Source organism: Streptomyces sp. NPDC034037, from assembly GCF_055575715.1.
In genome coordinates this window covers 121,200-146,058 of record NZ_JBVISC010000001.1, presented here as the reverse complement: position 1 = coordinate 146,058, position 24,859 = coordinate 121,200, and the positions used below count along the sequence as shown (strand labels likewise).

Sequence of the window (24,859 nt, the reverse complement as noted above, 5' to 3'; positions counted from 1 at the left end):
GAGATGAACGCAGAGAGCCGCGGCAGGCTTGATCAGACGCCCGAGTGGACGGCGCTCGCCGCCCACCGCGAGCAGCTCGGGGAGGTGCGACTGCGGGAGCTGTTCGCCGCGGACCCGGCGCGCGGCACGGCGTACACCCTCCAGGTCGGTGATCTGCACATCGACTACTCCAAGCACCTCGTCACCGACGAGACACTGCGGCTGCTGCGCGAACTGGCCGCGGCCACCGACGTGTTCGGGCTGCAGGACGCCATGTTCCGCGGCGAGAAGATCAACACCACCGAGGACCGCGCCGTCCTGCACACCGCCCTGCGCGCCCCGCGGGACGCCGTCGTCATGGTCGACGGCGAGAACGTGGTGCCGAAGGTGCACGCCGTCCTCGACAAGATGGGCGCGTTCTCCCGGAAGGTCCGTTCGGGGGAGTGGACCGGTCACACCGGCAAGCGCATCAAGAACGTCGTCAACGTCGGCATCGGCGGCTCCGACCTCGGCCCCGCGATGGCGTACGAGGCGCTGCGCTCCTTCACCGACCGGGACCTCACCGTGCGCTTCGTGTCGAACGTGGACGGCGCCGACCTGCACGAGGCCCTGCGGGACCTGGACGCCGCCGAGACGCTGTTCGTCATCGCCTCGAAGACGTTCACCACCATCGAGACGATCACCAACGCCACCTCCGCCCGCGACTGGCTCCGCACGGAACTGAAGGCCGGTCAGGAGGCGGTGGCCAAGCACTTCGTGGCCCTGTCGACGAACGCCGAGAAGGTCTCCGACTTCGGCATCGACACGGCCAACATGTTCGAGTTCTGGGACTGGGTCGGCGGCCGCTACTCCTTCGACTCCGCCATCGGCCTCTCCCTGATGATCGCCATCGGCCCGGACCGCTTCCGCGAGATGCTCGACGGCTTCCACCTCATCGACAAGCACTTCCGCGCCGCCCCGGCCGAGACCAACGCCCCGTTGCTCCTCGGCCTGTTGGGCATCTGGTACGGCGACTTCCACGACGCGCAGTCCCACGCCGTGCTGCCGTACTCGCACTACTTGTCGAAGTTCACCGCCTATCTCCAGCAGCTCGACATGGAGTCCAACGGCAAGTCCGTGGACCGCGAGGGCCGCCCGGTGCGGTGGCAGACGGGCCCGGTCGTCTGGGGCACCCCCGGCACCAACGGCCAGCACGCCTACTACCAACTCATCCACCAGGGCACGAAGTTGATCCCGGCCGACTTCATCGGCTTCGCCGAGCCGGTCGCCGGCCTCGCGCCCGGTCTCGCCGCCCAGCACGACCTGCTGATGGCCAACTTCTTCGCCCAGACGCAGGCACTGGCGTTCGGCAAGACGCCCGAGGAGGTGCGCGCCGAGGGTGTGCCGGAGGGACTCGTCCCGCACAAGACCTTCCGGGGCAACCACCCGACGACCACCATCCTCGCCAAGGAACTGACGCCCTCGGTCCTCGGTCAGCTCATCGCCCTCTACGAACACAAGGTGTTCGTCCAGGGCGCCGTGTGGCACATCGACTCCTTCGACCAGTGGGGCGTCGAACTCGGCAAGGTCCTCGCCAAGCGCGTGGAGCCCGCCCTCACCGAGGGTGCCGAGGTGCCCGACCTGGACGGTTCCACCACGGCCCTCGTCGCCAAGTACCGGGATCTGCGCGACCGTTGAGCGACGCCGCCGGTTAATCGCGTGCGTGTCCGAGGTCCGGCGGGTGACACTGCTTCGGCTCTGTCACCCGCCGGGAGGGACCCCGTCATGGACCAGCTGCTCACCGCGCTCGCCGACCCCGAGAGACTGCGGCTGTACGCGCGCGTCGTCCTCGACGAGCTGCCGCCCGGCGAGGCGGACTCTCCCGCCGCCCGCAAGCACCTGAACCGGCTGCTCGCCGCCGGGCTCCTGAAGCGGCAGCCCGACGGGTCGCTCCGCGCCGACCCCGGCGTCTTCCGGCGCGCGCCCGCCCCGGTGGACGCCCCCGCCACCGTGCCCCGGCGTCTCACCGGCTTCTTCTCCCACGGCCGCCTCACGACCATCCCCGTACGGCCCGTCGTACGCCACGAACTCCTCGTCCACCTCACGGACACCCTCTTCCGGGCCGACCGCGCCTACAGCGAGCGCGAGGTCAACGACGCGTTCCGCACCGTCCACGACGACACCTCCGCACTGCGCAGGTACTGCGTCATGGACGGCCTCCTGGTGCGCGAACGGGACGGCAGCAGCTACCGCCGCGTCCCCGCCCACGCGTAAGGGCCCCGCACCGGATGAGGTGCGGGGCCCTTGTCGCGCAGCACTCAAGCGCTGGCCGACCGGTACAGCTCCGGAGGGAGCTGGGAGGCCGCCGCCGCGTCCAGCAGCCACAGCGTGCGCGAGCGGCCGCGGGCGCCGGCCGCGGGGGCCTGCACCTCGCCCGCGCCGGACAGGGCGATGGCCGCGGCCCCCGCCTTGTCCTCGCCCGCCGCGAGCAGCCACACCTCACGTGCCGAGCGGATCGCCGGCAGGGTGAGCGTGACCCGGGTCGGCGGGGGCTTCGGCGCGCCGTGCACGCCCACCACCGTCCGCTCGCTCTCGCGCACCGCCGGAAGCTCCGGGAAGAGCGAGGCGACGTGCGCGTCCGGGCCGACGCCCAGCATCAGGACGTCGAAGGTCGGCACCGGGCCGTGGTCCTCCGGACCCGCGGCGGCGGCCAGTTCGGCCGCGTAGACCTCGGCCGCGGCGTCCACTTCGTAGTGCCCGTCGGAGGCCGGCATCGGGTGCACCCGGGCCGGGTCGAGCGGCACGGCGTCCAGGAGCGCCTCGCGGGCCTGCGTGTAGTTGCGCTCCGGGTCGCCCTCCGGCAGGAAGCGCTCGTCGCCCCACCACAGGTCCAGGCGCGACCAGTCGATCGCGTCGCGGGCCGGGCAGGAGGCGAGCGCCGCCAGCAGGCCGTTGCCGTTGCGGCCGCCGGTGAGGACCACCGAGGCGTGGCCGCGCGCGGCCTGCGCGTCGACGACCTTCGTGATGAGGCGGGCCGCCGTGGCCTGCGCCATCAGGTCCTTGTCGCGGTGGACGACGAGCTGCGGGGCCGTGCTCACTTGGTCACCGCCTTCTTCTCGGCGGGCTTCTTCGCCGCGGCCCTCTTGGCCGGCGCCTTCTTCGCGGCGGCCTTCTTGGTGGCGGGCGCCGAAGCGTCCTGCCCGTCCTCGGCCTGCCCGGCGTCCTCGGGCTTTCCGCCGGCCGCGGGCGTGTCGGCGCCCTCGGCCTTGGACGCCTTGGACCCCGCCGTGGACTCCGCCTTCGGCTCCGAGTCGGGTCCGCCGAGGCGCTCCACGCCGTACTTCAGCGTGGAAGCGTAGGTGTCGTCCGGGTCGAGGCGGCGCAGCTCCTCCGCGATCAGCTCGGCCGTCTCGCGGCGCTTGAGCGCCACCGCGCGGTCGGGCTGCCCCTGGATGGAGAGCGTGGCCAGCGAGCCGTCGGCACGGTCGAGCACGATGGGACCGCAGTCGGTCTCCATGCGTACGCCGGTCAGGCCGGGGCCCGGCGACAGCGACCGCTTGACGGGGACGTCGAGGCGGTCGGCGAGCCACATGCCGAGCAGCTCGCAGCTCGGGTTGAACTCCTCGCCCTCCACCTGCACCGAGGTGACCTCGCACGTGACCTGGTCCAGGGCCGCGGCGAGCATGGAGCGCCACGGCGTGATGCGCGTCCAGGACAGGTCCGTGTCGCCGGGGTGGTAGGCCTCGGCGCGGGCGGTCAGCTCGTGGATCGGCTGCTCGGCCGCGTAGGTGTCGGTGACGCGGCGCTGGGCCAGCGCGCCGAGCGGGTCGTTGGCCGGGTCCAGCGGGGCGTTCACCGGCCACCACACGACCACGGGCGCGTCGGGCAGCAGCAGCGGCAGGACGACCGACTGGGCGTGGTTGATGACCTCGCCGTACAGCCGCAGGACCACCGTCTCGCCGGTGCCCGCCTCGACGCCGACCCGCACCTCGGCGTCCAGGCGCGAGGTCGTGCGGTCACGGGGCGAGCGGGCGGCGCGCTTGATGACCACGAGGGTGCGCGAGGGGTGCTCGCGCGAGGCGTCGTTGGCGGCCTTCAGGGAGTCGTAGGCGTTCTCCTCGTCGGTGACGATGACGAGGGTCAGGACCATGCCGACGGCCGGGGTGCCGATCGCGCGGCGGCCCTGCACGAGCGCCTTGTTGATCTTGCTGGAGGTGGTGTCCGTAAGGTCGATCTTCATGGCCGACGCCAGCTCCGTCCGTCTCGTGCGAGCATGTCGTCCGCCTCGGTCGGGCCCCAGGTGCCCGCCGGGTACTGCGCGGGCTTGCCGTGCTTGTCCCAGTACTCCTCGATCGGGTCGAGGATGTTCCAGGACAGCTCGACCTCCTCCGTGCGCGGGAAGAGGTTGGCGTCGCCGAGCAGGACGTCCAGGATCAGCCGCTCGTACGCCTCCGGGCTGGACTCGGTGAACGACTCGCCGTACGCGAAGTCCATCGAGACGTCCCGGATCTCCATGGAGGTGCCGGGCACCTTGGAGCCGAAGCGGACCGTGATGCCCTCGTCGGGCTGGACGCGGATGACGATCGCGTTCTGGCCCAGCTCCTCGGTGGCGGTGTGGTCGAAGGGGGAGTGGGGCGCGCGCTGGAAGACCACCGCGATCTCCGTGACGCGCCGGCCGAGCCGCTTGCCGGTGCGCAGGTAGAAGGGGACGCCCGCCCAGCGGCGGTTGTCCACCTGAAGCTTGACCGCCGCGTAGGTGTCGGTCTTCGACTTGGGGTCGATGCCCTCTTCCTGGAGGTAGCCGACGGCCTTCTCGCCGCCCTGCCAGCCCGCGGAGTACTGCCCGCGCACGGTGCCCTTGCCGAGGTCCTTGGGCAGCTTCACCGCACCGAGCACCTTGGCCTTCTCGGCGACCAGCGCGTCGGCGTCGAAGGAGGCGGGCTCCTCCATGGCGGTCAGCGCCATCAGCTGGAGCAGGTGGTTCTGGATGACGTCGCGGGCGGCGCCGATGCCGTCGTAGTAGCCGGCGCGGCCGCCGATGCCGATGTCCTCGGCCATCGTGATCTGCACGTGGTCGACGTACGACCGGTTCCAGATCGGCTCGAACATCTGGTTCGCGAAGCGCAGCGCCAGGATGTTCTGGACGGTCTCCTTGCCGAGATAGTGGTCGATCCGGAACACCTGGTCCGGGGCGAACACCTCGTGCACGATCGCGTTCAGCTCCTTGGCCGACGCGAGGTCGTGGCCGAAGGGCTTCTCGATGACGGCGCGGCGCCAGGAGCCCTCGGGGGCGTCCGCCAGCTCGTGCTTCTTGAGCTGCTGGACGACCTGCGGGAAGAACTTGGGGGGCACCGAGAGGTAGAAGGCGAAGTTGCCGCCCGTGCCCTGGGCCTTGTCGAGCTCCTGGATGGTGGCCTTGAGCTGCTCGAACGCCTTGTCGTCGTCGAAGTTGCCCTGGACGAAGCGCATCCCCTGGATGAGCTGCTGCCAGACCTCCTCGCGGAACGGCGTGCGCGAGTGCTCCTTGACCGCGTCGTGGACGACCTGGGCGAAGTCCTCGTCCTCCCAGTCGCGACGGGCGAAACCAATGAGGGAAAAGCCCGGCGGCAGCAGACCTCGGTTGGCGAGGTCGTACACGGCGGGCATCAGCTTTTTACGGGACAAATCGCCCGTGACACCGAAAATGACCAGGCCCGACGGCCCCGCGATACGCGGGAGCCGTCGGTCTGCGGCGTCACGCAGCGGATTGCTGCTTGACAAAGTGGTCAGCCCTTCGAAGGAGCGAGGCGCTTCAGCTCGGCCTCGGTCGACTTGAGCAGGTCGTTCCAGGAGGCCTCGAACTTGTCGACGCCCTCGTCTTCGAGGAGCTGCACGACCTCGTCGTACGAGATGCCGAGCTTCTCCACGGCGGCGATCTCGGCGCGAGCCTGCTCGTACGTGCCCGCGATGGTGTTGCCGGTGATGGAACCGTGGTCGCCGGTGGCCTCCAGGGTCGCCTCCGGCATGGTGTTCACCGTGTTGGGCGCGACCAGCTCGTCGACGTACAGGGTGTCCTTGTACGCCGGGTCCTTGACGCCGGTCGAGGCCCACAGCGGACGCTGCTTGTTGGCCTGCGCCTTGTCCAGGGCGGCCCAGCGCTCCGAGGAGAAGACCTCCTCGTAGGCCTCGTAGGCCAGGCGGGCGTTGGCGAGCGCGACTTTGCCCTTGAGGGACTTGGCCTCGTCCGTGCCGATGCCGTCCAGGCGCTTGTCGATCTCGGTGTCCACGCGGGACACGAAGAAGGACGCCACCGAGTGGATCTTGGAGAGGTCCAGGCCGCGCTCCTTGGCCTTCTCCAGGCCCGCCAGGTAGGCGTCCATGACCAGGCGGTAGCGCTCCAGCGAGAAGATCAGCGTGACGTTGACGCTGATGCCGAGGCCGATGACCTCGGTGATCGCCGGGAGGCCGGCCTCGGTGGCCGGGATCTTGATGAGCGTGTTCGGGCGGTCCACCAGCCACGCGAGCTGCTTGGCCTCGGCGGTCGTGGCCTTGGTGTTGTGCGCCAGGCGCGGGTCGACCTCGATGGACACCCGGCCGTCCTGGCCGTCCGTCGCGTCGAAGACCGGGCGCAGGATGTCGGCGGCGTCCCGGACGTCCGCCGTCGTGATCATGCGGATGGCCTCTTCGACCGTGACCTCGCGGGCGGCGAGGTCGGAGAGCTGCTGGTCGTAACCGTCGCCCTGCGAAATGGCCTTCTGGAAGATCGACGGGTTGGTGGTGACGCCCACGACGTGCTGCTGGTCGATCAGTTCCGCGAGGTTGCCGGACGTGATCCGCTTGCGCGACAGGTCGTCCAGCCAGATCGCGACGCCTTCTTCGGAGAGGCGCTTGAGTGCGTCTGTCATGGAATTACATCTCCTACTTCGTCGTATACGGGCGTCAGCGCTGGGCGGCGGCGAGGGATTCCCGCGCCGCCTGGGCCACCGCGTCGGCGGTGAACCCGAACTCCCGGAACAGCACCTTGGCGTCCGCCGAGGCACCGAAGTGCTCCAGCGAGACGATGCGTCCGGCGTCGCCCACGAAACGGTGCCAGGTCAGACCGACGCCCGCCTCGACCGCCACGCGCGCCTTGACCGACGGCGGCAGCACGCTGTCGCGGTACCCCTGGTCCTGCTCCTCGAACCACTCGACCGACGGCATCGAGACCACGCGCGTCGGAACGCCGGCGGCCTGGAGCTGCTCGCGGGCCTCGACGGCGAGGTGCACCTCGGAGCCGGTGCCGATCAGGACGACCTCGGGAGCGCCGCCCTCGGCCTCGAACAGGACGTAGCCGCCCTTGGCCGCGTCCTCGTTGCGCTCGTACGTCGGCACACCCTGGCGGGTCAGTGCGAGGCCGTGCGGGGCGCCCTTGCCGAACTCCTTGGTGTAGCGCTTGAGGATCTCGCGCCACGCGATGGCGGTCTCGTTGGCGTCGGCCGGGCGGACGACGTTCAGGCCCGGGATGGCGCGCAGCGAGGCCAGGTGCTCGACCGGCTGGTGGGTCGGGCCGTCCTCGCCGAGACCGATGGAGTCGTGCGTCCACACGTACGTCACCGGCAGGTGCATGAGCGCGGACAGGCGCACGGCGTTGCGCATGTAGTCGGAGAACACCAGGAAGGTGCCGCCGTAGATCCGGGTGTTGCCGTGCAGCGCGATGCCGTTCATCTCCGCGGCCATGGAGTGCTCGCGGATGCCGAAGTGGATCGTGCGGCCGTACGGGTCGGCCTCCGGCAGCGGGTTGTCCGCGGGGAGGAACGACGACGTCTTGTCGATCGTCGTGTTGTTCGAGCCCGCGAGGTCGGCGGAGCCGCCCCACAGCTCGGGGATGACCGCGCCGAGGGCCTGGAGGACCTTGCCGGACGCGGCGCGCGTGGCGACGGCCTTGCCGGTCTCGAAGACGGGGAGCTTGTCCTGCCAGCCCTCGGGCAGCTCGCCCGCGGCGACGCGGTCGAACTCGGCGGCGCGCTCGCCGTTGGCGGTGCGCCAGGCGGCGAAGCCCTTCTCCCATTCGGCCTTGGCCTCACGGCCCCGGTCGAGCGCCTTGCGGGTGTGCGCGATGACCTCGTCGGAGACCTCGAAGGTCTGCTCCGGGTCGAAGCCGAGGACGCGCTTGGTGGCGGCCACTTCCTCGTCGCCGAGCGCCGAGCCGTGCGCGGCTTCGGTGTTCTGCGCGTTCGGGGCGGGCCAGGCGATGATCGAGCGCATCGCGATGAAGGAGGGACGCCCGGTCTCGGCCTTGGCGGCCTGGATCGCGGCGTACAGGGCGGCCGGGTCGAGGTCGCCGTTCTCCTTGGGCTCCACGCGCTGGACGTGCCAGCCGTAGGCCTCGTACCGCTTGAGGGTGTCCTCGGAGATCGCGGTCGCCGTGTCGCCCTCGATCGAGATGTGGTTGTCGTCCCACAGCATCACGAGGTTGCCGAGCTTCTGGTGCCCGGCCATCGAGGACGCCTCCGCGGAGATGCCCTCCTCCAGACAGCCGTCACCGGCGATGACGAAGATGTGGTGGTCGAACGGCGACTCGCCGGCCGGGGCCTGCGGGTCGAACAGACCGCGCTCGTAGCGGGCGGCCATCGCCATGCCCACGGCGTTGGCGACACCCTGGCCCAGCGGGCCCGTCGTCGTCTCCACGCCCGTGGTGTGGCCGTACTCCGGGTGGCCCGGGGTCTTGGAGCCCCAGGTGCGGAAGGCCTTCAGGTCGTCCAGCTCCAGGCCGAATCCGGCCAGGTACAGCTGGATGTAGAGGGTCAGGGACGAGTGACCCGCGGAGAGGACGAAACGGTCGCGACCGGTCCACTCCGCGTCCGCCGGGTCATGGCGCATCACCTTCTGGAAAAGGGTGTACGCGGCGGGCGCGAGGCTCATGGCCGTACCGGGATGGCCGTTGCCGACCTTCTGTACGGAATCCATGGCCAGGACGCGAGCGGTGTCAACGGCTCGCTGGTCCAGTTCGGTCCACTCGAGGTCTGTGGTGGTCGGCTTGGTGCTCACCCTGAGTCAGGGCTCCTCTCCACATGTCGAATGCCGGCGATGAGAATCCCACCGGCCGTTGTCGAGCCTACCGTTGCCGGAACGTGCATTTTTTCGAGTCATTCCAGACTGCCGGGCCCCGTGGGGATCCGCCTCCCGAAAGGAATGCGCGGCGATTCGCCATGTGAATAGGGAACCGCTCAGATGTCCGCTCAAAGGTCGTTCGGCAACGCTCATGTGTCCGCTCATGTGTCCGCTCCATGGGCGGTTCACACCTCTGGGGGGAGTACCCCACGCGCTCGCCGTACCCCGCGTCCGGCACCTCAACACGACCCCACCCCCGCGAAGGGCTAGGTATGGGCAACGACTACAGTGGCGTGGTACGCGCGAGCCTTTACCGGATCTTCATGTCTGAAGGTCCCGGCCGGTTCGCTGGGATGTCTCTGTCAGGGGTGTGCGTGACGGCCGTTGAATCCCGTCCAGCGGGGGTTTCCGGGACGGACCTTAGCCCGAGCCATCGGCCGTTCGGGGCCCGTGTCAAGGCGTTCGTGGAGCTGACCAAGCCGCGGATCATCGAGCTCCTCCTCATCACCACCGTTCCGGTGATGTTCCTCGCCGAGCAGGGCGTGCCCGACCTGTGGCTGGTCCTCGTGACCTGCCTGGGCGGCTATCTGTCCGCCGGTGGCGCCAACGCGCTCAACATGTACATCGACCGCGACATCGACGCCCTGATGGACCGCACGTCGCAGCGGCCGCTGGTGACCGGCATGGTCAGCCCCCGCGAGTGCCTCGTCTTCGGCATCACCCTCGCGGTCGTGTCCACCGCGCTGTTCGGCCTCGCCGTCAACTGGCTCTCCGCCTGGCTCTCGCTCGGCGCGCTGCTCTTCTACGTGGTCGTCTACACGATGATCCTCAAGCGCCGCACCTCCCAGAACATCGTCTGGGGCGGCATCGCGGGCTGCCTGCCGGTCCTCATCGGCTGGTCCGCGGTCACCGACTCCCTCTCGTGGGCGCCGGTCATCCTCTTCCTGGTCATGTTCTTCTGGACGCCGCCGCACTACTGGCCGCTGTCCATGAAGGTCAAGGAGGACTACGCGCGCGTGGGCGTGCCGATGCTGCCGGTCATCGCCTCCAACAAGGTGGTCGCCCGGCAGATCGTCCTCTACAGCTGGGTCATGGTCGCCGTCTCCCTGCTGCTGCAGCCCCTCGGCTACACCGGCTGGTTCTACACCGCGGTGGCGCTGGTGACCGGCGGCTGGTGGCTGTGGGAGGCGCACGGCCTGCAGAACCGCGCCAAGGCCGAGGTCACGGGCGGCAAGCTGAAGGAGATGCGGCTCTTCCACTGGTCCATCACCTACGTCTCGCTGCTCTTCGTCGCCGTGGCGGTGGACCCCTTCCTGCGCTAGGCGCCGGGCGCCGGGCGTTTCGCGCGCGGTGCGTGGGCGACGCCACGTCGGAGGGCTGTCGACCCGAGCGGCTACCCGTCGGTAGCATCCTGTCCATGGCAGACACGCAGCAGGTGGACGAGCAGACGGACGACGGCAAGAAGGCCGCCCGCGCGGAGCGCAAGGCGGCCCGGCTCGCCAAGGAGATCGGCGCCTTCGCCCGTGAGCACGGCGGTGCCGAGGGACAGGTCGCCTACCTCGGTCAGCGGGGCGCCCGCATCGCCCTCGTCGGCGAGGACGGCGGCTGGGGCAACCTGGTGGCGCCCAGCCACGCCGTGGCGCTCAGCGCCCTGGAGAAGGCCGGCGTCACCCTCCACGAGGACTTCGACGGCGACTTCGCCGCGAAGGTGCGGACCGGCCCCTACGAGTGGACGCGCATGGCCGGAATCCAGATCGGCGGACCGAAGAACGCCTGAGGCGCGCCGGAGAACGCCTGGGGCGCACCGGAGAACGTCTGGGGCGCGCTGAAGAGTGCCTGAGGCGCTTTGAAGAACGCCGGGGAGCAACACCTGACGCAGGGGTCACCCGTTAGGACCGTAGGAGCCAGGTCCATCCAGCGGGGGTCCGCATGATCGAAACGCCGTCCCTGGTGGACCAGTACTGCCACGGCGTCCTCCGTACGGAGCTGGGCCTCGGCACCTTCGAGGCCCACCTCGGCCGGGGCGAGGGTCCGCCCGCCCCCGGCACCACCTTCTTCGACACCCAGACCGGCTTCGCGGTACGCCGCTGGTGCCCGCCGCTGCTCGGCCTCGAACCGCACTGCCCGCCCGCCCGCTATCTGGCCCGGCGCCGCGAGCTGGGCGTCCTGGAGGCGGGCCGACGGCTGCTTCGGGGCAGCGGCATCACCACCTACCTCGTGGACACGGGGCTGCCGGGGGACCTGACCGGGCCCGGCGAGATGGCCGCCACCGGCGGCGCCGAGGCCCGCGAGATCGTCCGCCTGGAACTGCTCGCCGAGCAGGTCGCCGACACCTCGGGCACCGCCGACTCCTTCCTCGCCAACCTCGCCGAGGCCGTGCACGCCGCCGCCGCGGGAGCCGTCGCCTTCACCTCCGTGGCGGGCGCCCGGCACCCGCTCGCCCTCGCGGCGCGGCCACCGGGCCCCGGCGAGGTGCGCGACGCGGTGGGGCGCTGGCTCGCGGCACGCGAGGTGGGCGGGGCGCTCGGCGACCCCGTGCTGCTGCGGCACCTGCTGTGGGTGGCCGTCGCCTCGGGGCGGCCGCTGCAACTGCACGCGGGGGCCGGCGACCCGCAGACGTACTTCGGGGACTTCGCGCGCGCCACCGCGGGCCTCGGCACCGACCTGGTGCTCCTGCACGGCTACCCCTACCACCGGGGCGCCGCCCACCTCGCCGCCGTCTTCCCGCACGTCTACGCCGACCTCGGCCCCGCCCTCGTCCGCACCGGGGCGCGGGCGGCGGCCGTGCTCGCGGAGATCCTCGAACTGGCGCCCTTCGGCAAGCTGCTGTTCTCCAGCGGCGCGCACGGCCTGCCCGAGTTGCACGTCGTGGGGGCCCAGCTGTTCCGTGAGGCGCTCGGGCGGGTCCTTGGCACCTGGGTCGCCGAGGGGGCCTGGTCGCTCGGCGACGCGCAGCGTGTGGCGGGCCTGATCGCGGCGGGCAACGCCCGCCGCGTGTACGGGCTAGACCGCGGAGAGCCGTGAGTCGTCCGCCTGCGCGGGCACCTCGACCACGGGCAGCGGCCGCTCCCGCAGCGACAGCAGGACGCGCAGCACGGCGATCCACACCAGGCACGAGCCGAACATGTGCAGACCGACGAGGATCTCCGGCAGGTCCGTGAAGTACTGGACGTAGCCGATGGCGCCCTGCGCGAGGAGGACCAGGAACAGGTCGCGGGTGCGGGCCAGCGGACCGTGCGGCGCGTCGACCGCCTTGAGGACGAACCACAGGGCGAACGTCAGCGTCACCACGATCCAGGCGAGGACCGCGTGCAGCTTGGTCACGCCCTCCCAGTCCAGGCCGACCGGGGCGAGGTTCATCCGGGGCACGTCGCTGGAGTCACCCGCGTGCGGCCCCGCGCCGGTCACGACCGTGCCGACCGCGATCAGCAGCACCGCCGCCGCCACCAGGAACCACACCAGCTGCGCCACGGCCTTGCCGACCAGCGGCCGCGGCTCGGTGTCGCCCTCGCGGGAGCGCTGCCACATGGTGGCGGCGACCGCGATCAGCGCGGTGGAGAGCAGGAAGTGCGCGGCGACCGTGTAGGGGTTCAGGCCGACCAGGACGACGATGCCGCCGAGCACGGCGTTGCCCATGACCAGCCAGAACTGGGTCCAGCCGAGCAGGAGCAGGCCGCGCCGCACCGGCTTCTGCGCCCGGGCGGCGATGATCGCCCAGCCCACGGCCGCGCACAGCACGTACGTGAGCATGCGGTTGCCGAACTCGACGACGCCGTGGAAGCCCATCTCGCTGGTCGCGGTGAGGGAGTCCTGCGTGCACTTGGGCCAGGTGGGGCAGCCGAGCCCCGAGCCGGTCAGCCGGACGGCGCCGCCCGTGACCACGATGACGACGGTCATGGCGAGCGAGAGGAAGGCCGCCCGCTGGACGGTCCGCTGGGCGGGGGTCCAGCGCTCGGCGATGAAGGCGAGCGGATTCCGCGCGGCTTGAGCGAGGTCGGCTCGGGTCACGTTTGGCACGCCCACCATCGTAGGGGGCCGCTTGTGCACGGCTTCACGAGGGGGACGTATCCGGCGTTCGGGCCGCGTGGCGCGCCGCTCCACGGGCTTTTGCCGCGTGCTGCCCCCGCGCGTTGCTCCCGTCCGCTACTCCCAGCGGAAGAACCTCGCCGCCGCGCCCAGTCCGAGCACCGCCCACACCGCGAGGATCGCCAGGTCCGCCCACGGCAGGCCCGCGCCGTGCCGCAGCACGTCCCGCAGCCCGTCGGAGAGCGCCGCGATGGGCAGCAGCCCGAGCACCGTCTGGGCCGCGTCCGGGAACTTGTCGAGCGGCACGATCACCCCGCCGCCGACCAGCAGCAGCAGGAAGACGAGGTTCGCGGCGGCCAGCGTGGCCTCCGCCTTCAGGGTGCCCGCCATCAGCAGGCCGAGGCCCGAGAAGGCCGCCGTGCCGAACACCAGGAGCAGCAGCACCCACAGCGGGTTGCCGTGCGGCGACCAGCCGAGCGCGAACGCGATGGCCGTGAGCAGCACGACCTGGAGCACCTCGGTGACCAGCACGGAGAGCGTCTTGGCCGTCATCAGGCCCCAGCGGGGCAGCGGGGAGGCGCCGAGCCGCTTGAGCACGCCGTAGCGCCGCTCGAAGCCGGTCGCGATGGCCTGGCCGGTGAACGCCGTCGACATCACGGCGAGCGCGAGGATGCCGGGCGCGAGGAAGTCGACGGCCTCACCGTCCCCCGTGTCCACGACGTCGACCGCACTGAACAGCACGAGCAGCAGGGTCGGGATCACGACCGTCAGGAGCAACTGCTCGCCGTTGCGCAGCAGCATCCTGGTCTCCAGCGCGGCCTGCGCGGCGATCATGCGCGGCAGCGGGGCGCCGCCCGGCCTCGGCGTGTACGTTCCGGCGGCGCTCATCCGCGCAGCTCCTTACCCGTGAGCTCCAGGAAGACGTCTTCCAGGGTGTGGCGTTCGACCGAGATCCTGTCGGGCATCACCCCGTGCTGGGCGCACCAGGAGGTGACCGTGGCGAGCAGCTGCGGGTCGACCGTGCCGCTCACGCGGTAGGCGCCCGGGGTCAGCTCCGCCGCCGCCGAGTCCGGGGGCAGCGCCTTGAGGAGCGAGCCGACGTCGAGACCGGGGCGGCCGGTGAAGCGCAGGGTGTTCTCGGCGCCGCCCCGGCACAGCGCGTCGGGGCTGCCCTGCGCGATGACCCGGCCGGCGTCGATGATCGCGACGTCGTCGGAGAGCTCCTCGGCCTCGTCCATGTGGTGCGTGGTGAGGATGACGCTGACGCCGTCGCGGCGCAGATCGCGTACGAGGTCCCAGGTCGCCCGGCGGGCCTGCGGGTCGAGGCCCGCGGTCGGCTCGTCCAGGAAGACCAGGTCGGGCCGGCCGACGACGGCCATCGCGAGCGCGAGGCGCTGCTGCTGGCCGCCCGAGAGGCGCCGGTAGGTGGTGCGGCCGCACGAGCCGAGCCCCAGGCGCTCGATGAGGGCGTCCACGTCCAGCGGGTGGGCGTGCAGCTTGGCGACGTGGCGCAGCATCTCGTCGGCGCGGGCGCCGGAGTAGACGCCGCCCGACTGGAGCATCACGCCGAGGCGGGGCCGCAGCGCGGCGGCCTCGCGCACCGGGTCGAGGCCGAGGACACGGACGGTGCCCGCGTCCGGCCTGCGGTATCCCTCGCACGTCTCGATCGTGGTGGTCTTGCCGGCGCCGTTGGGGCCGAGGACGGCGGTGATGCCCGCCCGGGCCGTCAGATCGAGACCGTCGACCGCGGTCTTGGTTCCGTACCGCTTGACCAGACTCTCGATCTGGACGACGGGCTCTTCTCGCATGGTGGACCAGTCTAGGGACGGATCGCGGGCGGCGGGCGGGCGGGGCACCGGTCAATGATCGTTTCCGCAGGTCAGCTTAGGTTTGCCTAAGTGATGCAGCGCACCACGCGGTGATCATGGCGCGGGTTGTCAGCCTCTGAGGAATTACGCAACAATGGCGTTGTGAAAAACGTTGGCGAGGCTCCGCAGGAGGAACTCGCGACCGGTGAGCGGTCCACCCGCAACCGCGTCGCGCGCTCCATCCTGGACCACGGCCCCTCCACCGTCGCCGATCTCGCCAAGCGCCTCGGCCTGACCCAGGCCGCCGTCCGCAGGCACCTCGACGCCCTCGCCCATGAGAACGTCGTCGAGCCCCGCGAGCAGCGCGTCTACGGCGCCCGCACCCGCGGCCGCCCCGCCAAGGTATTCGCGCTGACCGACTGCGGGCGCGACGCCTTCGACCAGTCGTACGACAAGCTGGCCGCGGACGCGCTCCGGTGGATCACCGAACAGCACGGCGAGGAAGCGGTCGTCGCGTTCGCCCGGGCGAGGATCACCGCCCAGGCCGAGACGTATCGGAACGCGATCGACGCCGCACCCGCCGAGCAGCGCACCGAGGCGCTGGCCAGGGCGCTGACCGCCGACGGGTACGCTGCCACGGCGCGCACCGCGCCGGTCGGCGAGCAGCTGTGCCAGCACCACTGCCCGGTGGCCCATGTCGCCGAGCAGTACCCGCAGCTGTGCGAGGCGGAGACAGAGATGTTCTCCGCGCTGCTCGGCACGCATGTGCAGCGCCTGGCCACCATCGCCCACGGGGACGGCGTCTGCACGACGTTCATCCCGCGCAGCGGCGGCAGCGGCGCCGGCACCACTCAGACCACCCCATCAGCATCAGCAAGTACGGCCGGGAGGAACCCCGCATGACGCTCCCCACGGAGACTGCCCACCCCGAACTCGAGGGTCTGGGCACGTATGAATACGGCTGGGCCGACTCCGACGTCGCCGGTGCCTCCGCCAGGCGCGGCATCAGCGAGGACGTCGTCCGGGACATCTCGGCCAAGAAGTCCGAGCCGGAGTGGATGACCAAGCTCCGCCTCAAGGGGCTGCGCCTGTTCGACAAGAAGCCCATGCCGAACTGGGGCTCGGACCTCTCGGGCATCGACTTCGACAACATCAAGTACTTCGTGCGCTCCACGGAGAAGCAGGCGGAGTCCTGGGAGGACCTGCCCGAGGACATCAAGAACACGTACGACAAGCTCGGCATCCCCGAGGCGGAGAAGCAGCGCCTCGTCTCCGGTGTCGCGGCCCAGTACGAGTCCGAGGTCGTCTACCACCAGATCCGTGAGGACCTGGAGGAGCAGGGCGTCATCTTCCTGGACACCGACACGGCGCTGAAGGAGCACCCGGAGCTCTTCAAGGAGTACTTCGGCACCGTCATCCCCGTCGGCGACAACAAGTTCGCGTCGCTGAACACCGCCGTGTGGTCCGGCGGCTCGTTCATCTACGTCCCCAAGGGCGTGCACGTCGACATCCCGCTCCAGGCCTACTTCCGCATCAACACGGAGAACATGGGCCAGTTCGAGCGGACGCTGATCATCGTCGACGAGGGCGCCTACGTCCACTACGTCGAGGGCTGCACCGCGCCGATCTACAAGTCGGACTCGCTGCACTCCGCCGTGGTCGAGATCATCGTGAAGAAGGGCGGCCGCTGCCGCTACACGACGATCCAGAACTGGTCGAACAACGTCTACAACCTGGTCACCAAGCGCGCCGTGGCCTACGAGGGCGCGACCATGGAGTGGATCGACGGCAACATCGGCTCCAAGGTGACGATGAAGTACCCGGCCGTCTACCTCATGGGCGAGCACGCCAAGGGCGAGACGCTGTCCATCGCCTTCGCGGGCGAGGGCCAGCACCAGGACGCCGGCTCCAAGATGGTCCACATGGCGCCGAACACGTCCTCCAACATCGTCTCCAAGTCGGTGGCGCGCGGCGGTGGCCGCACCTCGTACCGCGGTCTCGTGGAGATCGGTGAGGGCGCTCACGGCTCGAAGTCGAACGTGCTGTGCGACGCGCTGCTCGTCGACACGATCTCGCGCTCGGACACCTACCCCTACGTCGACGTCCGCGAGGACGACGTGTCGATGGGCCACGAGGCGACCGTCTCCAAGGTCTCCGACGACCAGCTCTTCTACCTGATGAGCCGCGGCCTGACGGAGTTCGAGGCCATGGCGATGATCGTGCGCGGCTTCGTCGAGCCGATCGCCAAGGAGCTGCCCATGGAGTACGCCCTGGAGCTCAACCGGCTGATCGAGCTGCAGATGGAAGGGTCGGTCGGCTGAGTCCGGCGACCATCCCCGCAGCGAGCAGACTTCTTACGCAGAGCGCAGAGAGAGAGCACGACGACAGCCATGGCTGAGGCCCAGAATTCCCCGGTGGGATCGACGACCGCCGGATCCATCGCGGTGGCCGCCGAGTCCACCGTCGCCACCCGCATGAGCGCCCCCCCGTCCTTCGACGTGGCGGACTTCCCGGTCCCCCACGGCCGCGAGGAGGAGTGGCGGTTCACGCCGCTGGAGCGGCTGCGCGGGCTGCACGACGGCACGGCGGTGGCCGACGGCGGTATCCGTGTCGAGGTGAGCGCCCCCGACGGCGTCACCCAGGAGACGGTGGGCCGGGACGACGCGCGCGTCGGCAGGGCGGGCACGCCCGTCGACCGCGTCGCCGCGCAGGCCTACTCCTCCTTCGAGAAGGCCTCGGTCGTGTCCGTCCCCAAGGAGACGGTGCTCACCGAGCCCATCCGGATCTCCGTGCACGGCGAGGGCGGCACCGCCTTCGCGCACCAGGTGATCGAGGTGGGCGCGTTCGCCGAGGCCCTCGTGGTCATCGACCACACCGGTGACGCCGTGCTCGCCGCCAACGTCGACTTCATCGTCGGCGACGGCGCCAAGCTCACCGTCGTCTCCGTCCAGGACTGGGACGACAAGGCGGTGCACGTCGCCCAGCACAACGCGCTGATCGGCCGCGACGCCTCCTTCAAGTCCGTCGTCGTCACCTTCGGCGGCGACCTGGTCCGCCTGCACCCGCGCGTCGCCTACGCGGGCACCGGCGGCGAGGCCGAGCTGTTCGGCCTGTACGTCACCGACGCGGGCCAGCACCAGGAGCACCGCCTCCTGGTCGACCACAACACCCCGCACTGCAAGTCGAACGTCGTCTACAAGGGCGCGCTCCAGGGCGACAGCGCCCACGCGGTGTGGATCGGCGACGTCCTCATCGAGGCCGCCGCCGAGGGCACGGACACCTACGAGCTGAACCGCAACCTCGTGCTGACCGACGGCGCCCGCGTGGACTCGGTCCCGAACCTGGAGATCGAGACCGGCGAGATCGTCGGCGCCGGCCACGCCTCGGCGACCGGCCGCTTCGACGACGAGCAGCTCTTCTACCTCCAGTCGCGCGGTATCTCGCAGGAGGACGCGCGCCGCCTGGTCGTGCGCGGCTTCTTCGCCGAGCTGGTCCAGCAGATCGGTCTGCCGGACGTCGAGGAGCGCCTCCTCGCCAAGATCGAAGAGGAGCTGGAGGCGACGGTCGCATGACCTTCGTACGCGTCTGCGGACTGAGTGAGCTGACGGAGGACACCCCCAAGCGGGTGGAACTCGACGGCACGCCCGTCTCGGTCGTCCACACCGAGGGCGAGGTGTTCGCGATCCACGACATCTGCTCGCACGCGAACGTCTCCCTCTCCGAGGGCGAGGTGGAGGACTGCCAGATCGAGTGCTGGCTGCACGGCTCCGCGTTCGACCTCCGCACCGGCAAGCCGTCCGGCCTTCCCGCGACGCGCCCCGTCCCCGTATACCCCGTAAAGATCGAAGGGGACGACGTGCTCGTCTCCCTCTCCCAGGAGTCCTGAGGCACCCATGGCAACGCTTGAAATCAAGGACCTGCACGTCACCGTCGAGGCCGACAACTCCACCAAGGAGATCCTCAAGGGCGTCGACCTGACCGTGAAGCAGGGCGAGACCCACGCCATCATGGGCCCGAACGGCTCCGGCAAGTCGACCCTCGCCTACTCCATCGCGGGCCACCCCAAGTACACGATCACCCAGGGCAGCGTGACCCTCGACGGCGAGGACGTCCTGGAGATGTCCGTCGACGAGCGCGCCCGCGCCGGCATGTTCCTCGCCATGCAGTACCCGGTCGAGGTCCCCGGCGTCTCGGTCTCCAACTTCCTGCGTACGTCGGCGACGGCGATCCGCGGCGAGGCCCCCAAGCTGCGCACCTGGGTGAAGGAGGTCAAGTCCGCGATGGAGCAGCTCCAGATGGACCCGGCCTTCGCCGAGCGCAACGTGAACGAGGGCTTCTCCGGCGGTGAGAAGAAGCGCCACGAGATCCTCCAGATGGAGCTCCTCAAGCCGAAGATCGCGATCCTCGACGAGACGGACTCCGGTCTGGACGTCGACGCGCTGCGCCAGGTCTCGGACGGCGTCAACCGCGTCCGCGAGACCGGCGAGGTCGGCACCCTGCTGATCACGCACTACACGCGCATCCTGCGCTACATCAAGCCCGACTTCGTGCACGTCTTCGCGAACGGTCGCATCGCCGAGTCCGGCGGCGCCGAGCTCGCCGACAAGCTTGAGGCCGAGGGCTACGAGGCTTACACGAAGGGCGGCGCATCCGCGTGACACAGTTGCCGGGCCTCCTCGACACCGAGGCGATCCGCAAGGACTTCCCGATCCTGGATCGCACGATCCACGACGGCAAGAAGCTCGTGTACCTGGACAACGCGGCGACGTCCCAGACGCCGCGCCAGGTCCTCGACGTACTGAACGAGTACTACGAGCAGCACAACGCCAACGTCCACCGCGGCGTGCACGTCCTCGCCGAGGAGGCCACGGCGCTGTACGAGGGCGCCCGCGACAAGGTCGCGGCGTTCATCAACGCGCCCAGCCGCAACGAGGTGATCTTCACCAAGAACGCCTCCGAGTCGCTGAACCTCGTGGCCAACATGCTGGGCTGGGCCGATGAGCCCTACCGCGTGGACCACGAGACCGAGATCGTCATCACCGAGATGGAGCACCACTCCAACATCGTGCCGTGGCAGCTGCTCTCGCAGCGCACGGGCGCGAAGCTGAAGTGGTTCGGCCTCACCGACGACGGACGTCTCGACCTGTCGAACATCGACGAGATCATCACCGAGAAGACGAAGATCGTCTCCTTCGTGCTGGTGTCGAACATCCTGGGCACGCTCAACCCGGTCGAGGCGATCGTGCGCCGCGCCCAGGAGGTCGGCGCCCTCGTCCTCATCGACGCCTCGCAGGCCGCGCCGCACATGCCGCTGGACGTGCAGGCGCTCCAGGCCGACTTCGTGGCCTTCACCGGCCACAAGATGTGCGGGCCGACGGGCATCGGCGTGCTGTGGGGCCGCCAGGAGCTCCTGGAGGACCTGCCGCCGTTCCTCGGCGGCGGCGAGATGATCGAGACCGTGTCGATGAACTCGTCGACGTACGCTCCCGCGCCGCACAAGTTCGAGGCGGGCACGCCCCCGGTCTCCCAGGCCGTGGGCCTGGGCGCGGCCGTGGACTACCTCTCGGCCATCGGCATGGACAAGATCGCCGCGCATGAGCACGCGATCACCGAGTACGCGGTCAAGCGCCTCCTCGAGGTCCCGGACCTCAGGATCATCGGTCCGACGACGGCCGAGGACCGCGGCGCCGCGATCTCGTTCACGCTCGGCGACATCCACCCGCACGACGTGGGCCAGGTCCTGGACGAGGAAGGGATCGCGGTCCGCGTGGGCCACCACTGCGCCCGCCCCGTCTGCCTGCGCTACGGAATTCCCGCGACCACGCGAGCGTCGTTCTATCTGTACTCCACGCCCGGCGAGATCGACGCCCTCGTCGACGGCCTGGAGCACGTACGGAACTTCTTCGGCTGAGGGGCTGGCTGAGCACGTGAAGCTGGATTCGATGTACCAGGAAGTCATTCTGGACCACTACAAGCACCCGCACGGGCGTGGTCTGCGCGATGGCGACGCCGAGGTGCACCACGTCAACCCGACGTGCGGTGACGAGATCACCCTGCGCGTGAAGTACGACGGGTCGACGATCGCCGACGTGTCCTACGAGGGCCAGGGCTGCTCCATCAGCCAGGCCAGCGCGTCCGTCCTGAACGACCTGCTGGTCGGCAAGGAACTGGCCGAGGCGCAGAAGATCCAGGAAGTGTTCCTGGAGCTGATGCAGTCCAAGGGCAAGGTGGAGCCCGACGACGCCATGGAGGAGGTCCTGGAGGACGCGGTCGCGTTCGCCGGGGTCTCCAAGTACCCCGCGCGCGTCAAGTGCGCGCTGCTGAGCTGGATGGCGTGGAAGGACGCGACGGCGCAGGCGCTGGGCGAGAACGACGGTGCCGCCGCTTCGGGCGCCGCCGCTGAGAGGAAGACCGCATGAGCGAGAACGAGACCCTGACCACGAAGCCCGCTTCCGAGGAAGAGGTCCGCGAGGCGCTCTACGACGTCGTCGACCCCGAGCTGGGCATCGACGTCGTCAACCTCGGCCTGATCTACGGCATCCACGTCGACGACGCCAACATCGCCACGATCGACATGACGCTCACCTCGGCGGCCTGCCCGCTGACCGACGTCATCGAGGACCAGGCGAAGTCCGCGACGGAGGGCATCGTCAACGAGCTGCGGATCAACTGGGTCTGGATGCCGCCGTGGGGCCCGGACAAGATCACGGACGACGGCCGCGAGCAGTTGCGGGCGCTCGGCTTCAACGTCTGAGCCACGTACACCGCGAAGCCCCCCGGAGGATCTCCGGGGGGCTTCGTCGTGCTCGTGTGCTCAGCGACGCAGCGCGCGGACGAACGTCCGGAAGGCGCTGAGCCGCTGGGCTCCTCGCAGCCCGCGCAGCGCGGCGAGAAGCCCGGTGAGCAGGGCGAGGACGAAGACGAGCGGTACGAGGATCACGAGAATCAGCTCGGTCGGCAACATGGGTGGTCCCTTCAGCAGCGGTGGCCTGGTGGCCTGACACGCCGATCGAAGCGCCGGGCCCTGCCGTCCGGCGCGGACTGGACCACGCCGTACAGGCGTCTGCGCAGGTCAGCCGCTGTGAACCGGAGGGTCAGGGCGGTCCTGATCAGTGCCGGAATCCGCGCTCGGCCGGTCGGGACCGGTCCCCGCTGAACGGTGTGAACCAGTCCTCGGGGGCGAGGTTCACCAACCTCATGTACTGGTTGACGTGATGGTCGGTACGCTCGATGCCTTCCATCCAGGGCTCGTAGAGCATCAGCACGTCGTGGTCCTCGAGGAGGGCTTCCTTGCAGGTCCACCAGTCGTAGTCGTCACTCCGCTCCGGGATACCCTCGGCGAAGCTCTCAGCCAGGTCCGGTGTGTCCTCCGTGATGGCGGCCGCTTGCTCCAGGGCCAGATGCAGGGCCATTTCCTCGCCCGTGCAGCGCGGCAGCGGGAGACGGCCGTGGGCGATGTCGTCGATGAGATCGTCGAAGCAGCGAACCATCTCCCGGCGCCATCGCGCGTCCCTTTCCCAGGTCTGGGCGGGCAGGAGGTCGAAACAGCCGAGGGCCCAGTCGTGCGGGCTGACGGGACGGCCCCCGAGACTCTTCAGCGCCTCCGCGGCCATGTCGGCCTCGATCTCCAATGCGGCCTGCAGGACGGCCAGCGTGCGAGGGCTGGGCCGCCACGGGTCAGGCAGCTCTTCGTCTGAGCAGTTCGGATCCCTGGCCGGCGGCCGGGCGTCGGTGAGCAGCGGTTGATTGAAGTACGCGACGGAGAGCGGGTCCCCGAGCTTCGCCGCCCGCCGGTAACACTTGTGGGCCTTTTCGTATTTGTGGCAGCGCTGATAAAGATTTCCCAGCAGCCGAAGCGACATCAGATCGCCCTGCTCGGCGGCTCGGCGATACCAGTACTTGGCGGTCTTGGCCTGCCCGTTCCACCTGCCCTCGTGCTCGGCCTCGTCGAACAACCTCTGCAGGGAATCGGACACCCGCCGCATCCGCTGGTGCGGGGACTCATCCGGCGGATAGAACTTGCCGCGCCATTCGTTGAGCATGCCGAGTGCCCGCATGGCAACGGCATCGCCCGCCTCTGCGGCGATGATGTAGAGCCTCTCGGCATCTTCCAGGTCGTTTTGGGCGAAGAAGACCTGAGCGAGGTTGGTCGTCGCCTCCCGATGCCCTTTCCTCGCGGCTTCGAGGTAGAGCCTCGTCGCCTCCTCGTGGTCCCCCCGGTTGTAGGCGAGGATCCCGAACCTGAAGAAGGCATCCGGAACTTCCGCTTCGAGCGCCTCTTGCCACAGGCGCTCGGCCTCGTCGTGCTCCCCGCGGTCCTCGTGGACGTTGGCGAGCTTGGCGCCCGCTTCCGCGAGCCCCGCCTCATAGGCCCGCCGCCACCACTTCTCGGCCTTCTTGCCGCGTCCCCTGCGTGAGTACCGCACACCGAGGTTGAGCATGCCCTTGGCGTCGCCGGCCTTCGCCAGACGCAACCACCACTCCTGTGCCGCTTCCTCCCGGCCCTGATCCAGCAGGATCGACCCGACGTACAGCATGGAGTCCGTGTGCCCGGCCTCCGCGGCGGGCAGGAAGACGCGCAGTGCGAGGTCGACCCGGTCCGCGTTGTAGCAGGAGACCCCCACGCCGTAGCGCTCCTGCTCCGAGGAGGCGTGGGCGACGGCCGCTTCTCTGACCTTGTCCGGCACGGCTGGGGCGGCATGATCCAGCGCGAGCATGTCGACCAGATAATCGAAGGGCCGCCATACTTCGACTCCGACAGGCTCCAGGAGACTGCTGACGCCGATCGTGTCCGCGCAGGCCCAGGCCAGTGCTTCATCGAGCGACTCCGCCCTGAGTAATGCGCCGGTCTCGTCCGGGAGGTAGTGGGTATGCAGCGCGGTAATCAGCTCGGTGGGGAGGGGGCTTCCCAGGCCCGATCGGGCGAGGTCGACAGCGGCGGCCACCAGGGCATGGCCGCGCGGATTTCCGCCGACGTAGCGGGAGTTCTGCCAGCGGTCCCAGAGGTAGGGGCTCGCCGACAGATGTTCGGCGATGCCGTGCCGCTGGTGGTGGCGGAGAGCATCCACCAGGCGCTGATCGGTCTGCGTCGCCACTCGCTCCAGTTCGGACGTGCTCCACACACGGGGCAGGTCGATCACTTCGGCGGTCCGGACGACGGGGTCCGCGACGTCGATCCGGGCGTAGGCATCGCTGCCCTTGGCCGTACGTGCGGGGCGGGGCCCGCGGCTGTTGTACTCGGAGAGACGGATCGTCCCCACCAGTACCGCCCGGCAGTCGAGCAGCTGCCGCAGTGCGTCGGCGTCGAGGCGGCCGGGCCCCAAGAAGTGCTCCAGCTCGTCCAGCCAGATCACACTCTGCCCGCCCCGCTCGGCCAGGGCGCGGACGGTGGTCACGCAGGAGTCGAGCGCGCTTTCCCGTCGCGGGCACAGTAGGGGCAGGTCCGGAAGTACGCGGACCATGGCCTCGAAGGCCGTGCGGCTCTTCCCGGCGGTCGAATCGCCCTTGAGGAGAACCATTCCGCCGGTGCCAGCCGCTCTGAGCAGGGCCCTGTCCACGGCGGGGTCGACGTCCCGCTCCACATAGGGAGGCACCGGGGTGAGCCCCTCCGTCCTCTGCGCCTGCCGGACGCCGAGCAAGATGGGATCCGCGTCCCGCACGAGACGTACGTCCCGATGTACGGGAACAGGCTCCCGGGCGGGTGCGGGGGCGGCGGGGCGGCGGTAGAGGGACTGCCAGCGTTGTGGGTCGAGGCGGGCCGGGGGGAGCTTCGACAGCTCACTCACGACGCTCAGCAGACTCTGCAGGGACGCCCAGGTGGCGGGCCGGGCCTTGCCACGCTGCCAACTGCTCAGCGAGGCGCGGGAAAGGGGGACGCGGCGCCGGGTGCGGCTGGCCGTCACGATGCGGTCGAGTGACAGGCCCGAATCACGTATGAGCTGCTGGACCGCCGCTCCGAACTCCGGGTAACGCGCATCGGTCATGGAAGGTCCCCGTGG

General features: G+C 70.0%; 23 protein-coding genes. 13 read left to right on the top strand and 10 right to left on the bottom strand.

The genetic code is table 11. From position 1 onward, the window contains the following. Nucleotides 1-3 precede the first annotated feature (3 nt). Both pgi and ACZ516_RS00730 read left to right on the top strand, forming a co-directional pair. Nucleotides 4-1,656, top strand: coding sequence for a glucose-6-phosphate isomerase (gene pgi, locus ACZ516_RS00735; RefSeq protein ID WP_469007863.1), 1,653 nt, complete (start codon nt 4-6; stop codon nt 1,654-1,656). Between the two features lie 294 nt (nt 1,657-1,950). Beyond that, nucleotides 1,951-2,232, top strand: coding sequence for a DUF2087 domain-containing protein (locus ACZ516_RS00730; protein ID WP_358583833.1), 282 nt, complete (start codon nt 1,951-1,953; stop codon nt 2,230-2,232). 44 nt (nt 2,233-2,276) lie between these two features. Here ACZ516_RS00730 and pgl read toward each other — a convergent pair whose 3' ends face one another. From pgl to tkt, 5 genes are read right to left on the bottom strand one after another with little or no spacing between them, the layout of a single operon-like run. Next, nucleotides 2,277-3,056 (bottom strand): 6-phosphogluconolactonase, encoded by a 780-nt coding sequence (gene pgl / locus ACZ516_RS00725; protein WP_469007862.1) that lies wholly within the window; start codon nt 3,054-3,056, stop codon nt 2,277-2,279. Further along, on the bottom strand, nt 3,053-4,198 hold the full coding sequence (opcA, locus tag ACZ516_RS00720; protein WP_469007861.1) for a glucose-6-phosphate dehydrogenase assembly protein OpcA: 1,146 nt from the start codon (nt 4,196-4,198) through the stop codon (nt 3,053-3,055). Before opcA ends, pgl begins: the two co-directional genes overlap by 4 nt. Next, a complete protein-coding gene (gene zwf / locus ACZ516_RS00715; RefSeq protein ID WP_467465286.1) occupies nt 4,195-5,718 on the bottom strand; it encodes a glucose-6-phosphate dehydrogenase in 1,524 nt (507 codons plus the stop codon). The genes opcA and zwf overlap by 4 nt, the downstream gene beginning before the upstream one ends. 5 nt (nt 5,719-5,723) lie before the next feature. Further along, a complete protein-coding gene (gene tal / locus ACZ516_RS00710; protein ID WP_358583799.1) occupies nt 5,724-6,842 on the bottom strand; it encodes a transaldolase in 1,119 nt (372 codons plus the stop codon). Between the two features lie 34 nt (nt 6,843-6,876). Beyond that, a complete protein-coding gene (gene tkt, locus ACZ516_RS00705) occupies nt 6,877-8,964 on the bottom strand; it encodes a transketolase (protein ID WP_469007859.1) in 2,088 nt (695 codons plus the stop codon). A 431-nt stretch (nt 8,965-9,395) separates the two neighbouring features. On the opposite strand from tkt, the gene ACZ516_RS00700 reads away from it, so the two are divergent. The 3 genes from ACZ516_RS00700 (at nt 9,396) to ACZ516_RS00690 (ending at nt 12,051) form a co-directional block, all read left to right on the top strand. Then, nucleotides 9,396-10,349: a heme o synthase gene (locus tag ACZ516_RS00700; protein ID WP_358583829.1), complete on the top strand. Its 954-nt coding sequence runs from the start codon at nt 9,396-9,398 to the stop codon at nt 10,347-10,349. 95 nt (nt 10,350-10,444) lie between these two features. Further along, a complete protein-coding gene (locus ACZ516_RS00695) occupies nt 10,445-10,804 on the top strand; it encodes a hypothetical protein (protein ID WP_361084370.1) in 360 nt (119 codons plus the stop codon). A 152-nt stretch (nt 10,805-10,956) separates the two neighbouring features. Then, on the top strand, nt 10,957-12,051 hold the full coding sequence (locus ACZ516_RS00690; protein ID WP_469007857.1) for an amidohydrolase family protein: 1,095 nt from the start codon (nt 10,957-10,959) through the stop codon (nt 12,049-12,051). Here ACZ516_RS00690 and ACZ516_RS00685 read toward each other — a convergent pair. The 3 genes from ACZ516_RS00685 to ACZ516_RS00675 form a co-directional block, all read right to left on the bottom strand. Beyond that, on the bottom strand, nt 12,031-13,053 hold the full coding sequence (locus ACZ516_RS00685) for a COX15/CtaA family protein (protein WP_358583791.1): 1,023 nt from the start codon (nt 13,051-13,053) through the stop codon (nt 12,031-12,033). The two genes, ACZ516_RS00690 and ACZ516_RS00685, sit on opposite strands and share 21 nt — an antisense overlap. A 117-nt stretch (nt 13,054-13,170) precedes the next feature. Continuing rightward, nucleotides 13,171-13,941 (bottom strand): ABC transporter permease, encoded by a 771-nt coding sequence (locus ACZ516_RS00680; protein WP_469007855.1) that lies wholly within the window; start codon nt 13,939-13,941, stop codon nt 13,171-13,173. Next, on the bottom strand, nt 13,938-14,861 hold the full coding sequence (locus ACZ516_RS00675; protein WP_358697623.1) for an ABC transporter ATP-binding protein: 924 nt from the start codon (nt 14,859-14,861) through the stop codon (nt 13,938-13,940). The genes ACZ516_RS00680 and ACZ516_RS00675 overlap by 4 nt, the downstream gene beginning before the upstream one ends. Before the next feature lie 162 nt (nt 14,862-15,023). Here ACZ516_RS00675 and ACZ516_RS00670 point away from each other — a divergent pair, with 162 nt between their 5' ends. The 8 genes from ACZ516_RS00670 (at nt 15,024) to ACZ516_RS00635 (ending at nt 21,615) form a co-directional block, all read left to right on the top strand. Continuing rightward, entirely contained in the window at nt 15,024-15,764 is a 741-nt protein-coding gene (locus ACZ516_RS00670; RefSeq protein ID WP_358583785.1) for a helix-turn-helix transcriptional regulator, read from the top strand. Then, nucleotides 15,761-17,182, top strand: coding sequence for a Fe-S cluster assembly protein SufB (gene sufB / locus ACZ516_RS00665; RefSeq protein WP_358583783.1), 1,422 nt, complete (start codon nt 15,761-15,763; stop codon nt 17,180-17,182). Before ACZ516_RS00670 ends, sufB begins: the two co-directional genes overlap by 4 nt. Before the next feature lie 69 nt (nt 17,183-17,251). After that, nucleotides 17,252-18,433: a Fe-S cluster assembly protein SufD gene (sufD, locus tag ACZ516_RS00660; protein ID WP_361084355.1), complete on the top strand. Its 1,182-nt coding sequence runs from the start codon at nt 17,252-17,254 to the stop codon at nt 18,431-18,433. Further along, nucleotides 18,430-18,747, top strand: a complete 318-nt coding sequence (locus ACZ516_RS00655; protein WP_469007853.1) for a bifunctional 3-phenylpropionate/cinnamic acid dioxygenase ferredoxin subunit — start codon at nt 18,430-18,432, stop codon at nt 18,745-18,747. The genes sufD and ACZ516_RS00655 overlap by 4 nt, the downstream gene beginning before the upstream one ends. Before the next feature lie 7 nt (nt 18,748-18,754). Continuing rightward, complete coding sequence (gene sufC, locus ACZ516_RS00650; protein WP_125512037.1) at nt 18,755-19,519, top strand: Fe-S cluster assembly ATPase SufC; 765 nt, start codon at nt 18,755-18,757, stop codon at nt 19,517-19,519. Continuing rightward, a complete protein-coding gene (locus tag ACZ516_RS00645; RefSeq protein ID WP_358583777.1) occupies nt 19,516-20,772 on the top strand; it encodes a cysteine desulfurase in 1,257 nt (418 codons plus the stop codon). The genes sufC and ACZ516_RS00645 overlap by 4 nt, the downstream gene beginning before the upstream one ends. Before the next feature lie 16 nt (nt 20,773-20,788). Continuing rightward, nucleotides 20,789-21,280, top strand: coding sequence for a Fe-S cluster assembly sulfur transfer protein SufU (gene sufU / locus ACZ516_RS00640; RefSeq protein ID WP_361084346.1), 492 nt, complete (start codon nt 20,789-20,791; stop codon nt 21,278-21,280). Then, on the top strand, nt 21,277-21,615 hold the full coding sequence (locus ACZ516_RS00635; protein ID WP_030784222.1) for a metal-sulfur cluster assembly factor: 339 nt from the start codon (nt 21,277-21,279) through the stop codon (nt 21,613-21,615). Before sufU ends, ACZ516_RS00635 begins: the two co-directional genes overlap by 4 nt. Nucleotides 21,616-21,675: 60 nt before the next feature. Here the strand turns inward: ACZ516_RS00635 and ACZ516_RS00630 are convergent, their stop codons facing one another. Further along, nucleotides 21,676-21,825 (bottom strand): hypothetical protein, encoded by a 150-nt coding sequence (locus ACZ516_RS00630; RefSeq protein ID WP_469007852.1) that lies wholly within the window; start codon nt 21,823-21,825, stop codon nt 21,676-21,678. A gap of 145 nt (nt 21,826-21,970) precedes the next feature. After that, nucleotides 21,971-24,454: a tetratricopeptide repeat protein gene (locus ACZ516_RS00625; RefSeq protein WP_469007850.1), complete on the bottom strand. Its 2,484-nt coding sequence runs from the start codon at nt 24,452-24,454 to the stop codon at nt 21,971-21,973. Nucleotides 24,455-24,859 lie beyond the last annotated feature (405 nt).

Coding starts and splice junctions, on each gene's coding strand:
- ACZ516_RS00635 (WP_030784222.1), top strand. CDS start 21,277: ATGAGCGAGAACGAGACCCTGACCACGAAGCCCGCTTCCGAGGAAGAG.
- pgi (WP_469007863.1), top strand. CDS start 4: ATGAACGCAGAGAGCCGCGGCAGGCTTGATCAGACGCCCGAGTGGACG.
- ACZ516_RS00685 (WP_358583791.1), bottom strand. CDS start 13,053: ATGGTGGGCGTGCCAAACGTGACCCGAGCCGACCTCGCTCAAGCCGCG.
- ACZ516_RS00675 (WP_358697623.1), bottom strand. CDS start 14,861: ATGCGAGAAGAGCCCGTCGTCCAGATCGAGAGTCTGGTCAAGCGGTAC.
- opcA (WP_469007861.1), bottom strand. CDS start 4,198: ATGAAGATCGACCTTACGGACACCACCTCCAGCAAGATCAACAAGGCG.
- tal (WP_358583799.1), bottom strand. CDS start 6,842: ATGACAGACGCACTCAAGCGCCTCTCCGAAGAAGGCGTCGCGATCTGG.
- ACZ516_RS00655 (WP_469007853.1), top strand. CDS start 18,430: ATGACCTTCGTACGCGTCTGCGGACTGAGTGAGCTGACGGAGGACACC.
- sufD (WP_361084355.1), top strand. CDS start 17,252: ATGGCTGAGGCCCAGAATTCCCCGGTGGGATCGACGACCGCCGGATCC.
- ACZ516_RS00690 (WP_469007857.1), top strand. CDS start 10,957: ATGATCGAAACGCCGTCCCTGGTGGACCAGTACTGCCACGGCGTCCTC.
- sufC (WP_125512037.1), top strand. CDS start 18,755: ATGGCAACGCTTGAAATCAAGGACCTGCACGTCACCGTCGAGGCCGAC.
- sufB (WP_358583783.1), top strand. CDS start 15,761: ATGACGCTCCCCACGGAGACTGCCCACCCCGAACTCGAGGGTCTGGGC.
- ACZ516_RS00680 (WP_469007855.1), bottom strand. CDS start 13,941: ATGAGCGCCGCCGGAACGTACACGCCGAGGCCGGGCGGCGCCCCGCTG.
- ACZ516_RS00695 (WP_361084370.1), top strand. CDS start 10,445: ATGGCAGACACGCAGCAGGTGGACGAGCAGACGGACGACGGCAAGAAG.
- ACZ516_RS00630 (WP_469007852.1), bottom strand. CDS start 21,825: ATGTTGCCGACCGAGCTGATTCTCGTGATCCTCGTACCGCTCGTCTTC.